12 protein-coding genes are annotated in these 13,927 nt (G+C 73.9%); 7 read left to right on the top strand and 5 right to left on the bottom strand.

Going from position 1 to position 13,927, the window contains the following annotated elements:
• Window positions 1-149 precede the first annotated feature (149 nt).
• Window positions 150-1,859 carry a maltose alpha-D-glucosyltransferase gene (treS, locus tag QOL15_RS08665; protein WP_071247065.1) on the bottom strand — a complete coding sequence of 570 codons (1,710 nt, stop codon included), beginning with the start codon at window positions 1,857-1,859 and terminating at the stop codon, window positions 150-152.
• Between the two features lie 359 nt (window positions 1,860-2,218).
• On the opposite strand from treS, the gene QOL15_RS08660 reads away from it, so the two are divergent.
• Together QOL15_RS08660 and QOL15_RS08655 are read left to right on the top strand one after the other, a co-directional pair.
• Window positions 2,219-3,295, top strand: a complete 1,077-nt coding sequence (locus QOL15_RS08660; protein ID WP_254784106.1) for an alpha/beta fold hydrolase — start codon at window positions 2,219-2,221, stop codon at window positions 3,293-3,295.
• Window positions 3,296-3,300: 5 nt separating this feature from the next.
• Entirely contained in the window at window positions 3,301-4,377 is a 1,077-nt protein-coding gene (locus QOL15_RS08655; RefSeq protein ID WP_065959284.1) for a glycosyltransferase family 1 protein, read from the top strand.
• 92 nt (window positions 4,378-4,469) lie between these two features.
• Here the strand turns inward: QOL15_RS08655 and QOL15_RS08650 are convergent, their stop codons facing one another.
• From QOL15_RS08650 to QOL15_RS08640, 3 genes are all read right to left on the bottom strand, one after another.
• Window positions 4,470-5,189, bottom strand: coding sequence for a hypothetical protein (locus tag QOL15_RS08650; protein WP_139197463.1), 720 nt, complete (start codon window positions 5,187-5,189; stop codon window positions 4,470-4,472).
• A gap of 149 nt (window positions 5,190-5,338) precedes the next feature.
• Window positions 5,339-5,977 carry a histidine phosphatase family protein gene (locus QOL15_RS08645; protein ID WP_065958974.1) on the bottom strand — a complete coding sequence of 213 codons (639 nt, stop codon included), beginning with the start codon at window positions 5,975-5,977 and terminating at the stop codon, window positions 5,339-5,341.
• Window positions 5,974-6,807, bottom strand: coding sequence for an NAD-dependent protein deacetylase (locus QOL15_RS08640; protein WP_071247242.1), 834 nt, complete (start codon window positions 6,805-6,807; stop codon window positions 5,974-5,976). The genes QOL15_RS08645 and QOL15_RS08640 overlap by 4 nt, the downstream gene beginning before the upstream one ends.
• Window positions 6,808-6,881: 74 nt before the next feature.
• Between QOL15_RS08640 and QOL15_RS08635 the strand changes: the two genes are divergently transcribed.
• The 3 genes from QOL15_RS08635 to QOL15_RS08625 all read left to right on the top strand — a co-directional run bounded on the left by QOL15_RS08635 (window position 6,882) and on the right by QOL15_RS08625 (window position 10,491).
• Entirely contained in the window at window positions 6,882-7,700 is an 819-nt protein-coding gene (locus tag QOL15_RS08635; protein WP_071247072.1) for an RNA methyltransferase, read from the top strand.
• 20 nt (window positions 7,701-7,720) lie between these two features.
• Window positions 7,721-8,959: a D-alanyl-D-alanine carboxypeptidase family protein gene (locus tag QOL15_RS08630; protein ID WP_175473833.1), complete on the top strand. Its 1,239-nt coding sequence runs from the start codon at window positions 7,721-7,723 to the stop codon at window positions 8,957-8,959.
• 137 nt (window positions 8,960-9,096) lie between these two features.
• A complete protein-coding gene (locus QOL15_RS08625) occupies window positions 9,097-10,491 on the top strand; it encodes a serine hydrolase (protein ID WP_071247076.1) in 1,395 nt (464 codons plus the stop codon).
• Between the two features lie 87 nt (window positions 10,492-10,578).
• Here QOL15_RS08625 and QOL15_RS08620 read toward each other — a convergent pair whose 3' ends face one another.
• Window positions 10,579-11,370: an SGNH/GDSL hydrolase family protein gene (locus QOL15_RS08620; protein ID WP_071247078.1), complete on the bottom strand. Its 792-nt coding sequence runs from the start codon at window positions 11,368-11,370 to the stop codon at window positions 10,579-10,581.
• Between the two features lie 23 nt (window positions 11,371-11,393).
• Here QOL15_RS08620 and QOL15_RS08615 point away from each other — a divergent pair, with 23 nt between their 5' ends.
• Both QOL15_RS08615 and dinB read left to right on the top strand, forming a co-directional pair.
• Window positions 11,394-12,551, top strand: coding sequence for an acyl-CoA dehydrogenase family protein (locus QOL15_RS08615; RefSeq protein WP_071247080.1), 1,158 nt, complete (start codon window positions 11,394-11,396; stop codon window positions 12,549-12,551).
• A gap of 111 nt (window positions 12,552-12,662) precedes the next feature.
• Complete coding sequence (dinB, locus tag QOL15_RS08610; protein ID WP_065961660.1) at window positions 12,663-13,913, top strand: DNA polymerase IV; 1,251 nt, start codon at window positions 12,663-12,665, stop codon at window positions 13,911-13,913.
• Window positions 13,914-13,927: the final 14 nt, after the last annotated feature.

Here is a 13,927-nt window from a genome sequence, read left to right as displayed (position 1 = left end):
CCGGGCGCGCACCGCGCCTCCCGACCGACCCGGCCGCGCACCGCGACCCGCTGGCCGGGCGCGCACCGCGCCTCCCGACCGAACCGGGTCGGCCGCACCGACCCGCCGACGCCGCGCCGACCCGCCGACGCCGCGCCGACCCGACCCGACTACGCGACCGGCGCGCCCACGTGCAGCCAGTAGAACGACTGCGTGCCCATCGTCAGCGTGACGTTCCCGTCCTCGTCGAACGACGGGAACGAGCCCCCGCCGAACAGGTCGTAGAGCGGCCGCCCCGCGAACTCCGGAGCCGACACCGTGACCGACGTCGGGTTCGTGGCGAACGAGAACACGCAGAGCACGTCCTCGGCGCTGGGACCGAACTGCTGCCCGGAGCCCTCCCACGACCGGACGAAGGCGAGCACCGAGTCGTTCGTCGTGTCCTGCACGTGCAGGCTGCCCATGCCGAACACGGGGTGCGCCTTCCGGACGTGGATGACGTTCCGCACCCAGTGCAGGAGCGAACGCGACTGGGCGAGCTGCGCCTCGACGTTGACCTGCGCGTAGTTGTAGACGAGCGACTGCACGACCGGCAGGTAGAGCTTGCCCGGGTCGGCGGTCGAGAACCCGGCGTTGCGGTCCGGCGTCCACTGCATCGGCGTGCGCGAGGAGTCGCGGTCCGGCAGCCAGATGTTGTCGCCCATCCCGATCTCGTCGCCGTAGTACAGGAACGGCGAGCCCGGCAGCGAGAACAGCAGCGCGTGGATGAGCTCGAGCTCGGCGCGGGAGTTGTCGAGCAGCGGCGCGAGTCGGCGGCGGATGCCGATGTTGCTGCGCATCCGCGGGTCGTAGCCGTACCAGCCGTACATCGCCTGGCGGTACTCCTCGCTCACCATCTCGAGCGTCAGCTCGTCGTGGTTGCGGAGGAACACGCCCCACGCGGCCTTCTCGGGCACGTCGAGCGTCTCGGACAGGATCGCCTTGAGCTCGGCGGCGTGCTGCGCGCGCAGCGAGTAGAAGATGCGCGGCATGACGGGGAAGTCGAACGCCATGTGGCACTCGGGCTCCTCGTCGGTGCCGAAGAACGCGGCGGTCTCGCGCGGCCACTGGTTCGCCTCGGCGAGCAGCACGCGGCCCGGGTACTCGTCGTCGACCATGGCGCGGAGCTTCTTGATGAACTCGTGGGTCTCCGGCTCGCCCTCGCCGTTGCCCTCCTCGGACTGGAACAGGTACGGGATCGCGTCGAGCCGGAGCCCGTCGACGCCCATGTCGAGCCAGTGCCGGACGACGTCGTACACGGCCTCCACCACGGCCGGGTTCTCGTAGTTGAGGTCCGGCTGGTGCGAGAAGAAGCGGTGGAAGAAGAACTGCCGACGGACCGGGTCGAACGTCCAGTTCGACTCCTCGGTGTCCACGAAGATGATGCGGATGTTCTGGTAGTGATCGTCGGTGTCGCGCCAGACGTAGAAGTCGCCGTAGGGTCCGTCCGGGTCCTCGCGGGACTGCTGGAACCACTCGTGCTGGTCGCTCGTGTGGTTGAGCACCATGTCGATGACGATGCGCATGTTGCGCTCGTGCGACTTCGTGACGAGCTCGCGGAAGTCGTCGAGCGTCCCGAACTCGGGCAGGATCGCCTTGTAGTCGGCGATGTCGTAGCCGCCGTCGCGCATCGGCGACTGGAAGAACGGCGGGAGCCACAGCGCGTCGACGCCGAGCCACTGCAGGTAGTCGAGCTTGCCGATGACCCCCTGGATGTCGCCGATGCCGTCACCGTTCGAATCGACGAACGAGCGGATCATGCACTCGTAGAAGACCGAGCGCTTGTGCCACTGGGGGTCGAGCGTGAGTCCGGGCAGCTGGATCGGGGCCGTGAACGTCAACCGTGCTCCTCGTCGAAGGGTCGGCGGGCCGGCGAGGTGGCCCGACCACGGCCACACTAGGCGCGCGATCCTGCGACTGTCCGCGGGGAGTCGTCGGTGGGCGCGTCGCGGAGCGCCCGGGGTCGTCGGGTGGGTGCGGCGTCCCGCCCGTCGCGTGGGCGCGGCGTCGCGCCTCCTGCGCGCGGACGGATTCGCGGCGTCGCGCCTCGTTCGTGCGGACGGGGCGCGGCGTCGCGCCTCGTGCGTGCGGACGGACGGGAGGCGCGGCTCCTCCTCCACAGGCACGCTCGCTGCGGCGGTCTCCACAGCGGGGCGCGGGGCGCCGCGCCCGCCGGGTGCGGCTTCGTAGACTGGCGGCGATGCAACCGCCCGTGATCTCCCCGTACCAGTCGCTGATGGCGGCCACCCCGGTCGTGCACCGAGCCGTCGTCGTCGACGGCCGCACCACGCACTACTGGGAGTACGGCCCGACCGACGCCGAGCAGACCGTCCTCGCCGTGCACGGGTTCCGCGGTGACCACCACGGGCTCGAGACGATCGCGGCGCACCTGCGCGGCGTCCGCGTGCTCGTCCCGGACCTGCCCGGCTTCGGGCTCTCCGACCCGCTGCCGGTGTCCGACGTCGACGCCTACGCGGGCTGGCTGGCCGGGTTCCACGACGCGCTCGGTCTCGGCCACGACACCGTGGTGCTCGGGCACTCGTTCGGTTCGATCGTCACCGCGGCCGCCGTCGCCGCCGGGCTCGACACCCGGTTGCTCGTCCTCGTGAACCCGATCGCGGCGCCGGCGCTCCAGGGGCCGCGCGCGGTCGCCACCGCCGTCGCCATCGGGTACTACCGCGCGGGGGCGGTCCTGCCGAAGGCCCTCGGGCTCGGGCTGCTGCGCAACGGGGCGATCGTCCGCGCGATGAGCGTCGCCATGCTCAAGAGCCGTGACCGCGACTTGCGCCGCTGGGTGCACGACCAGCACGACCGCTACTTCTCGGCCTTCGCCGACCGCACGAGCGTGCTCGAGGCCTTCCGGACCTCGGTCACGCACGACGTCTCCGAGTACGCCGACCGCATCGACGTGCCGGTGCTCCTCGTGGCCGCCGAGCACGACGACATCACGGCGGTGCCCGAGCAGCGTGCGCTGGCGGCCCGGCTGCGTGACGCCGAGCTCGTGGTCGTGCCGGGAGTCGGCCACCTCGTGCACTACGAGACCCCCGGGGCCGCGGCCGACGCGGTCCTGCGGCGGATCGCCGACCGCGGTCGCGAGCGGCGGGGGCGGGCACGCCAGCGCGCACGCGGGCGCGGGACGACCGCGAAGGGCGGCACGACCACGGGCGGGGCGACCACCGGCGGGGCGACCGCGGGCCCCGGCAGGACGACGGGCTCCGACACGACGACCGGCCCGGGCTCGGACAAGGGCCACGGCACGACCGGGGCAGCGTCGTGACGCGGCTGCGGATCGGCATCGACTGCCGCTACGTCCGGATCGGCCGGCACGACGGGATCAGCCGGTTCACCGCGGGCATCGCGGCGCACCTGCCCGACCGCCACGACCCCGTGCTGCTCGTGCACGACGAGCGCCAGCTCGAGTCGCTCCCCGACCTGCCGTGGGAACGCATCCCGGCACCGACCGACGCGGGGGAGCCGCTCGTCGCCCGGGCCGTGAACCGGCTCGGGCTCGACGCGGTGTTCTCACCGATGCAGACGATGGGCTCGCGCGGTCGTCGGTACGCGCTCGTCCTGACGCTCCACGACCTCATCTACTACCGCAACCGCACGCCCCCGCGGGAGTTCTCGTGGCCGATCCGGCTCGGCTGGCGGCTGTTCCACCTGTCGTGGGCGCCGCAGCGGTTCCTGCTCGACGGGGCCGACGGCGTCGTCACGGTGTCCGAGACCACCGCGGGGTTGATCGCCGAGCACCGGCTCACCCGGCGCCCGGTGACCGTGGCGTACAACGCCGCCGACCCGGCGGACCCCCGTGACCCATCGGCGGGTCGGGAGCGTTCGCTCGTGTACATGGGCTCGTACATGCCGTACAAGAACGTCGAGACCCTCGCGGCGGCCCTCCCGCTGCTCGGAGCCGACTGGGTGCTGCACTGCATGTCCCGGATCTCCGACGCCGACCGGCGACGGCTGACCGCGCTCGCCCCGTCCGGGTCGATCGTCTTCCACGACGGCGCCTCGGACGACGAGTACCTCGCGACGCTGCGGTCCGCGACCGCGCTGGTGACCGCCTCCCGCGACGAGGGGTTCGGGATCCCGCTCGTCGAGGCGATGGGGGTCGGGACGCCGGTCGCCGTCAGCGACATCCCGATCTTCCGCGAGATCGGCGGGAGCGCGGCCGAGTACTTCGACCCGTCGTCGCCTTCGGCCGTCGCGGCGGCGGTCCGTCGGCTCGAGGACCGCTGGGACGAGGCCTCGGTGGCGTCGCGGGAGCGAGCGGCGCGGTTCCGCTGGCAGGACTCCGCCGAGCAGGTCGTCCGGGCCGTCGAGCGGGCCGTGGCGGACCGGGCACAGCGGGGGCGCTGACCTCCCGGTCCGACGGTCCGGCCCCGCGCGGTCCGACGGTCCGGCCCCGCGCGGTCCGACCTGGCGGGCGCACGTGCGGCAGACCCGTGCGGTCAGTTCGGCGACGACACCACGGTCGCCCCCGGGAACACGCCGTGCGCGCGCTCCGACGCCGTCGCCACGATCGTGTCGAGCGCGGCCCCGGTCCCGCCCATGACGACCTCGATCCGCTGCCGGGTGGGGTCCGCGGCCGTGCGCTCCGCCCCGACCGAGCACCGGACGGCGGCCACGCCACCGATCGCGGCGACCGTGCGAGCGACGTCCAACCGCTGTGTGCTCAGGACGGTGTCCGCGGTGACCCCGACCGACAGGTTCCCGGCGACCACGACGGCCCCGACGCGGACGCCGTTCCCGCCGGCGTCGTCCGCCGCGGCGCTGACGGCTCGGACCACGGCGGTCTGGTCGATCGGCGCGGCGTCGTCGGCGAGGACGACGGTCGCCGTGACGTCGTACGCCGCGAAGGCCCGTTTCTCGGTCGTGCCGTCGAGGACCTGCTGCACGCCGTCGATCGCGGCCGCAGCGGTGCTGAACCGCGCGAGTGCGGCCTCGGGCCGGGGGAACACGCCGCCGACGCCGTCCTGCACGCGGCCGATGATCGTCCACAGTGCGGCGGCGAGGACCGCGGCGGTGAGCAGCACCCCGATCCCGATGACGGTCCCACGGCGGATCCGCTGCCGCGGCGTGGCGGTGCGGACCGACGCGGTGTCCGGTCCGAAGGCACGCGCGAGGTCGTCGTCCGTCGCGGCGGCGTCGTCGGGAGGTCGATCCGTCATCGCGTCCCCCTCCCGCACGTCGTCGGACGCCACGGGCGGCCGTCAGGTCGCCCGTGGGACGGAGCGTAGCCCCGCGGGGCCCGGGGCGTCGCGCGCGCCGCACCGGGCTGTCCACCGTCGGAGGTGGGGGCGTGCTGCGTCCGAGCGGGTCAGCTGCGCTGTTCGAGCGGGTTCTGCCGCTCGAAGGGCTCCTCGCCGGTCTGCTCCGACAGCTCGTCGATCGGGTCGTCGAAGCGCACCAGTTCGGCGCGGAACCGCTCCGGGTCCCAGCGGAACGCGTGCACCGAACCGTTGCGGATCGGGGTCGCGTACCGGTCGGCGGTCCCGGGCGCGGCCTCGTTCACCAGGCTGCGGATCACCGCACCGTGCGTGGCGACGACGACCGCGCCGGCGTCGTAGCGCACCGCGATCTCGGCCAGGGTCTCGGTGGCGCGGGCCACGAGGGCTGCGCGCGACTCCCGTCCCGGGACGTCGTCGTCCGGGTAGCGCTCGGCGACCTCGGTGTCGGTCAGCCCCTCGGCCTCGCCGTAGGACCGCTCCGCGAGCCCGGCGTAGGTGGTCGGTGCGGGCAGGCCGAGGTGGGCGGCGATGATCGCACCGGTCTCGGCGGCACGGGACAGCGGCGACGCGACGACGGCGTCGAACCGGCGACGGCCGAGCAGCAGTGCCGTGGCGGCCGCCTGCGATCGACCGGTCGCGTTGAGGGGGATGTCCGTCGAGCCCTGGATGCGGCGTTGCGCGTTCCAGTCGGTCTCGCCGTGCCGGACCAGGTACAGGAGCGTCGTCACCGCTCGATCATCGCAGACGGCAGGAGCCGCGCGGCCAGCGCCTCGAGCGTCTCGGTCGTGCCCGCGTCGACCTTCACGGCAGCGCGCCGGTCGCTCCGGGTGTCGCCGCGGTTGACGATCACGACCGGGTGCCGACGGCGCGTGGCGTGGTCGACGAGTCGGACGCCGGAGTTCACGGTGAGCGACGAGCCGACCACGAGCAGCGCGTCGGCCTCGGCCACGATCGACACCGCCTCGCGGAACTTCTCGGTCGGGACGAACTCGCCGAAGAACACCACGTCGGGCTTGAGGACGCCGCCGCACACCGAGCAGTCCGGCACGCGGAAGCGCTCGACGTCGGTGATCTCGACGTCGCCGTCGGGCTGCAGCTGCACGGTCCCGGGGTCGTCGATCCACGGGTTGTCCCGGTCGAGCACGGCGGCGAGGTCGGCGCGCGAGAACACCTGCCCGCAGGTCAGGCAGACGGCGCGGTCCATCGACCCGTGGATCTCGACGACGCGGCGTGACCCGGCGCGGAGGTGGAGGCCGTCGACGTTCTGCGTGACGACCCCGGTGACGAGGCCGGCCTGCTCGAGGCCGGCGAGCGCCCGGTGCCCGGCGTTCGGACGGGCGGCGGCGAAGCTGCGCCAGCCGAGGTGCGACCCCGCCCAGTACCGCTGCCGCTTCGCGGGGTCGGCACGGAACTCCTGGAACGTCATGGGCTTGCGGACGACGCGACCGGAGCCGCGGTAGTCCGGGATGCCCGAGTCGGTGCTGAGCCCCGCGCCCGAGAGCACCGCGAAGCGCTTGCCGTCGAGCAGGTCGACGACGCGGTCCAGCTCGGCCTGCATCGGGTCGGTCAGCACGTCGTCCACGGTACCCTCAACAGCCGACCGCCCCGCCCCCTTCCCACGAAACGAGCCCCGTGCAGACCGTCCGCATCGACTCCCTCGACGACCCCCGCCTCGACGACTTCGCGCGGTTGACCGACGTGGCCCTGCGGCGGGTGTCGGAGCCCGAGGGCGGCCTGTACATCGCCGAGTCGAACACCGTGATCGAACGTGCGGTCCGGGCCGGGCACGTCCCGCGGAGCGTCCTCGTGCAGGAGAAGTGGCTCGACGGCGTGCTGCCGCTCGTGGCCGACCACGACGGCCCGGTCTTCGTCGGGCCGGACGCCCTGCTCGAACAGCTGACCGGCTTCAACATGCACCGCGGAGCCCTCGCCGCGATGCACCGTCCGGCGCTGCCGAGCGTCGCCGAGGTCGTCCGGGACGCCCGGCTCGTGGTCGTGCTCGAGGACATCGTGGACCACACGAACGTCGGTGCCGTGTTCCGCAGCGTGGCGGGCCTCGGCGCGGACGCCGTGCTCGTCAGTCCGCGCTGCGCCGACCCGCTCTACCGCAGGAGCGTCCGGGTGAGCATGGGCACCGTGCTGCAGGTCCCGTGGACGCGCATCGGCGACTGGCCGGCGGCGGGGGAGGACCTGCGCGCGCAGGGCTTCCACCTGGCCGCGATGGCCCTCACGGACCGGTCGGTCGACCTCGACGCCTTCGCCGCCGACGTGCCCGACCGGGTCGCCCTCGTGATGGGCACCGAGGGGCAGGGGCTCACCGACGCCGCGATCCGGTCCGCCGACACGACGGTGCGGATCCCGATGCACCACGGCGTCGACTCGCTCAACGTGGCCGCGGCGAGCGCCGTGGGCCTCTGGGCGGTCGCGCACGCCCAGCGCTCGGCCCGCTGACCCCGCTACGCTCGGCTCCCGTGCCGTCAGTCGTCCGTCGCCCCCGTTCCGCCGTCCGGAGGCCGGTGACGATCTCGGTCGTCGCCGTGCTCCTGCTCGTCGTGGGGTACCTCGTCGCCGCGGCCGTGGTGCCCTTCGCCCCGGCGAGTGCACGCACGACGACCTACGCGGCACCGACGTCGACGGTGCCGGACCTGTCGTTCCCCGCGTACGGGGCGACGGCGGTCGAGGCGACGGACTTCCCGGAGAGCCTGCGGACGAGCGGCGACCGCACGCCCCGGTCGATCGCGAGCATCTCGAAGGTCGTCACGGCGCTCGTCGTGCTCGACGCGAAGCCGCTCCAGCAGGGGCAGGCCGGTCCGACGATCGCGTTCGACGCGCAGATGCAGGCCCTCTACGCGCAGTACCTCGCCCAGGACGGCGAGGTCGCACCGATGCCGGCGGGGCTGCAGCTCTCCGAGTACCAGACGCTCCAGGTCATGCTCATGAAGTCGGCGAACAACTACGCGGGTGCCCTCGCGCTCTGGGCGTTCGGCTCGATGGACGCGTACCGGTCGGCTGCCGACCGGTGGCTCGACGCGCACGGCCTCGACCACACGACGATCCGCGAACCCACCGGGCTCGACGCGGGCAACACCTCGACCGCGACCGACCTCGTCGACCTCGGGCAGCTCGCCCTCGCGAACCCCGTCGTCAAGGAGGTCGTCGGGACGAAGCAGGCGACGATCCCCGGTGCGGGCGCGATCGAGAACTCGAACAAGCTGCTCGGGATGGACGGCGTCGAGGGCATCAAGACCGGCACGCTCGACGAGGCCGGCGCCTGTCTGCTGTTCGCCGCGACGTACGAGCGCGGCGGCCGCACGGTCACGGTGGTCGGCGCGATGCTCGGCGGGGTGGACCACGCGGCCCTCGACGGCGACGTGCAGCGCCTCCTGCGGTCCGTGGCCGACAACTTCCATCTCGTCACGCTCACCCACGCCGGTCAGACGTTCGGCACGTTCTCGACGCCGTGGCGCGACGAGGCCGACGCGGTGGCCGCGCGCGCGGCCGAGGTGCTCGTCTGGGGCAGGACGACCGTGACCGCGAAGACCACGCTCGAGCAGGTGACCTTCGGGACGAAGGGCGAACGGGTCGGCACGGTCCGGTTCACGGTGTCGGACCACGACCCGGTGACGGTGCCGCTCGTGCTCGAGCGCCCCATCGAGGACCCGGGCGTGTGGTGGCGCTGGACGAACCCGTTCCAGGGCACGGACGCCTGACGGCGCCCGGTCCGCACGCACGACCCACCCGGTCCGCACGCACACCCCGCACGGTCCGCGCGCCACACCGACACGACCGCGCGCGGGCCGCCCGTCCACCCGCCCGACCCGCCCCGTGCTCGCGTAGGGTCGGCAGCGTGACGACGACGTTCCCCCGGTCCACCCCGTCCGCCCTCGGCATCGACGCGCGCGGGGTGTCCGCGTTCCTCGACGCCCTCGAGTCGACGCCCGACGTGGAGCCGCACAGCATCGTGCTGCTCCGGCACGGGCAGCTCGCCGCGCAGGGCTGGTGGGCCCCGTACGCCCCGGAGCGCGTGCACCTGCTCTACTCGCTCAGCAAGAGCTTCACCGCCGCCGGCGTCGGGCTCGCCGTCCGCGAGGGCCTGGTCGACCTCGACGCAACGGTCCTGTCGTACTTCCCGGAGCTCGACGCCGACGTCACCGACGACCGCAGTCGACGGATCCGCGTGCGGCACCTCCTCGCGATGGCGTCCGGGCACCGCGAGGAGACCCTCGACCGGGCCCGCGCCGCCGACCCGCACGACCTGGTCCGGGGCTTCCTGCTCACCCCGCCGGACGAGGAGCCCGGCACCGTCTTCGCCTACAACCAGCCCTGCACCTACACGCTCGCAGCGATCGTCCGGCGGGTCACCGGCGGGTCCCTCGTGGACTGGCTCCGCCCGCGGCTCCTCGACCCGCTCGGGATCGACGACCTGGCGTGGAAGCGCGACGAGACCGGTGCGGAGCTCGGCTTCAGCGGCTGCCACGCGCCGACCTCGGCCGTCGCGGCGCTCGGACAGCTGTACCTGCAGCGCGGCGTGTGGGACGGGCAGCGCATCCTCGACGAGGACTGGGTCGACGCGGCGACGAGCGCGCAGGTCGCGAACCCGGACGAGGCGAACCCCGACTGGAGCCAGGGCTACGGCTTCCAGTTCTGGATGGCGCGTCACGGCTTCCGCGGCGACGGCGCGTACGGGCAGTTCTGCGTGGTCCTGCCGGAGCAGGACGTCGTCCTCGCGCTCACCGGGCAGAGCCTGGACATGCAGGCCGTCCTCGACGCGGCGTGGGCACACCTCCTGCCGGCGATCGCCCCGGTGGACGACGCGGCGGCTGACGACGCGGCGCGCGACACGACGGCGGACGACGGCCTGGAGGCGCGGCTCGCCGCCCTGGGGCTGCCTCCCGTCGCGGGGTCGGCACCGACCGACGACGCGGCCGGCTCGTACGACGCGACCGGCGTGGTGGACGGGGTCCGCCTCGCGGCGGACGCCGACGGCTGGCGGGTCACGCTCGACGTCGACGGCGGCATCCTGTCCGCACCGGTCGGCGTGGGGGAGTGGCGGGTCGAGGGCCCGCTCGCCGCGAGTGCCGCGGTCGACACCGACGGGGCGGTGCAGCTGGACGTGCGGTTCGTCGAGACGCCGCACCTGCTGCACGTGCGGCTCGACGTCGCGGCCGGGACCGCCACCTCGGTGTGGGCGACGCAGCCGCTGCACGACGGACCGTTGACGCTCCGCCGTCCCGCCGACTGACGGGGGCCGGAGCGGCGTCGGTTGCCACCCGGCCGCGCCGACGGCGCCCGCGCGGCCGGGCTCACGGCAGCGCGTGCCGGATCGTGCCTACGGGGTCGTGGAGCGCCGGTCGACGGGCTGCAGCTCGGGACGCTTGGCGCTGATCCCGTCGCCGGAGGACGTGTGCCGGATCCGGCGCACGACCCACGGCACGAGGTACTCGCGCGCCCAGCCGAGGTCCTCGACGCGGGCCTCGCGCCACGGCCGGGCCTCGAGCGGCTCGGGCGTCGACGGCGCGAGCCCGTGGTCGACGCCGAGGGTGTCGAGCACCGCGGCCGCGACCGTCGCGTGGCCGGTCGGGGAGTGGTGCAGTCGGTCCGGCGCCCACATCCGCGGGTCCCGGAGCACCCGGAGCGCCCACATGTCGGCCACGCGTGCGCCGTGCTTCAGCGCGATCGCGTGCAGGTTCTCGTTGTAGACCGCCGTCTTGCCCCGGACCATGCCGAGGACCGGCGTCATGCCGACGTCCGGGCCGGTGAAGAGCACCACGGTCGCCCCGCCGCTCCGGAGCCGCTCGACCATGCGGTCGAACCGCTCGGCGAGCTCGTCCGGGTCCGAACCGGGGCGGATGATGTCGTTGCCCCCCGCGGACACCGTGACGAGGTCCGGGCGGAGCGCGAGGGCCGGCTCGACCTGTTCGTCGACGATCTGCCCGAGGAGCCGCCCGCGGACCGCGAGGTTCGCGTAGGCGAAGTCGTCGGTCCGGGCGGCGAGCACCTCGGCGACGCGGTCCGCCCACCCGCGGTGGCCGCCCCGGGCGGTGGGGTCGGGGTCGCCGATCCCCTCGGTGAACGAGTCACCGATCGCGACGTACCTGGACCACGGATGACGATCTGACACAGGTGCGACCGTAGTCTCGTGCCATGACGAAGGCCACCTCGCCGGGCTGGACCCTGCCGGACGACCTGCTCGCGCGGATCGCCGAGCGGGCCCCGCGGTACGACGCCGAGAACACGTTCTGCACCGAGGACCTCGACGAGCTCCGCGCCGCCGGGTGGCTCCGGATCGGTGTGCCCGTCGAGCAGGGCGGCTCGGGCCTCGGCCTCGCCGCGACCGTCGCGCTCCAGCAGCGCCTCGCGCAGGCGGCGCCGGCGACCGCGCTCGGGCTCGGGATGCACCAGGTGTGGGTGCAGGCGGCCCGCAGCGTGTCCGCGCGGGGCGGGGCGTTCCTCCAGACCGTCACCGACCACGCGGCGGACGACCACCTGCTCGCGTTCGGGGTGAGCGAACCCGACAACGACGCCGTCCTGTTCGACTCGTCGACGACGGCGGAGCCGGACGGCGACGGCGGCTACCGCTTCACCGGCACGAAGGTGTCCACGTCCCTCGCACCGGCCTGGGACGTGCTGAGCGTCTTCGGCAAGGACACCACCGGTCCCGAGCCGCGGCTCGTGCACGGGTTCGTGCTCCGCTCGGACGGCGACGTCGAGCACGTGGACGACTGGGACACGCTCGGCATGCGCGCGACGCAGAGCCGCACGACCCGACTGCTCGGCGTGCACGTCCCGGCCGAGCGCATCGTGCGGTCGCTGCCCGTGGGTCCGACCGCCGACCCGCTCGTCTTCGGGATCTTCGCCGCGTTCGAGCTGCTCGTCGCCGCGGTGTACGTCGGCGTCGCGTCCCGCGCGGTGGAGCTGGCGGTCGCGGCGGTGTCCGGTCGACGTGGCCGGGATGGCGTCGCGCGGTCGCAGGACCCGGACGTCCGTCGGGCGGTCGCCGACATGCGCGGTGCCGTCGACGCGGTCGCGCTGCAGGTCGGGTCGCTCGCACGGTCGGTGGACGACGGCGACGACCTCGGCGCGCGGTGGTTCCCGCTGCTCGTCGGGACGAAGGCGCGGACGGTCGACGCGGCGCGGCACGTCGTGGACGAGGCGATGCGCGTGGTCGGCGGCTCCGCGTACGCGGCGACGTCGGAGTTGTCGCGGCTCGCCCGTGACGTCCGCGCCGGCCAGTACCACCCGTCGACGCGCGACTCGGCAGCCCGGACGATCGCGGCGGCCGAGCTGGGGCCGCTGCCGTAGCGGGCCCGCCGTCCGGCGACGAGCCAGGGGTGCGGGCGTGCTGGCCGGCCTCGCGCCCGTGTCGCTCGTCGGCGGACGGGCGGTGTCGGCGGCCCGTGGCATCATCGGCGGGTGAGCAAGCAGGACGGACGCAACCGGTTGGTCTCGGACCGACCGGTCGACGACGTGACGGCGACGGTGCTGCACGTCGACATGGACGCGTTCTTCGCCTCCGTCGAGCTGCTCGACCGCCCCGACCTCCGCGGTCTGCCCGTCATCGTCGGCCACGACTCCGACCGGTCCGTCGTCACCGCCGCGACGTACGAGGCCCGGAAGTACGGCGTGAACTCCGCGATGCCGATGGCCGTCGCCAAGCGTCGTTGCCCGAACGCGGTCATCGTCGAACCCCACTTCGAGAAGTACACGGCCAAGTCCGCCGCGGTGATGCGCGTGTTCGGCGAGTTCACGCCCCGGGTCGAGAAGCTCGGCATCGACGAGGCGTTCCTCGACGTCGCCGGGGCCATGCGCCTGTACGGCACGCCGTGGCAGATCGGCACCGCGATCCGCGCCGCCGTCCTCCGCGAGACCGGCCTGCACTGCTCGGTCGGCGCCGCGTCCACGAAGTTCGTCGCCAAGCTCGCGTCGAGCCGGGCGAAGCCGGACGGGCTCCTCGTCGTGCCGGCCGAGCACACGGTCGCGTTCCTGCACCCGCAACCGGTGTCGGCGCTGTGGGGCGTCGGCGGCACCACCCAGGAGAAGCTCGAGCGCCGCGGCATCCGCACCGTCGGCGACCTCGCACACACCCCACTGGCGTCGCTCGTCGCCGCCCTCGGTCCGGCCGGCGGGCAGCGCCTGCACGACCTGTCCTGGGGCCGGGACCCGCGCGTGGTCGACACGGGCGTGAGCGAGAAGTCGATCGGGCACGAGGTCACGTTCGGCCGCGACCTCACCGAGCGCGACGACGTCGCACGCGAACTGCTCCGCCTGGCCGACAAGGTGGCCGTGCGCCTGCGCCGAGCCGAGGTCCAGGCCCGCACCGTCGCCCTCAAGGTCCGCTACACCGACTTCAGCACGCTGACCCGGTCGCGCACGCTCGCCGAGCCCACCGACGTGGCGAAGCGCCTGCACCACGAGGCGGTCGAGCTGTACGACGTCCTGCACCGTCCGGGCAACCGGATCCGGCTCATCGGGGTCCGCGGCGAGAACCTCGTGCCGGCGGCCGCGAGCAACGCACTGTGGGACGACGACGCGCCGTGGCGGGACACCGAGACGACCGTCGACGCGGTCGCCGCGCGGTTCGGCGCCGGCGTGCTGCGGCCCGCGTCGCTCGTCCGCGGCACGCCCGAGCAGCGGCCGCCGCACGCCCGACAGGACCCGGCGTGACGGTAGGATCTCCC

The sequence above is a fragment of the Curtobacterium sp. MCBA15_012 genome, assembly GCF_001864935.2.
In the GTDB taxonomy this organism is placed as follows: Bacteria; Actinomycetota; Actinomycetes; order Actinomycetales; family Microbacteriaceae; genus Curtobacterium.
Note: the sequence above shows the minus strand (reverse complement) of the source record. Positions and strands in the feature narration are given on the sequence as shown.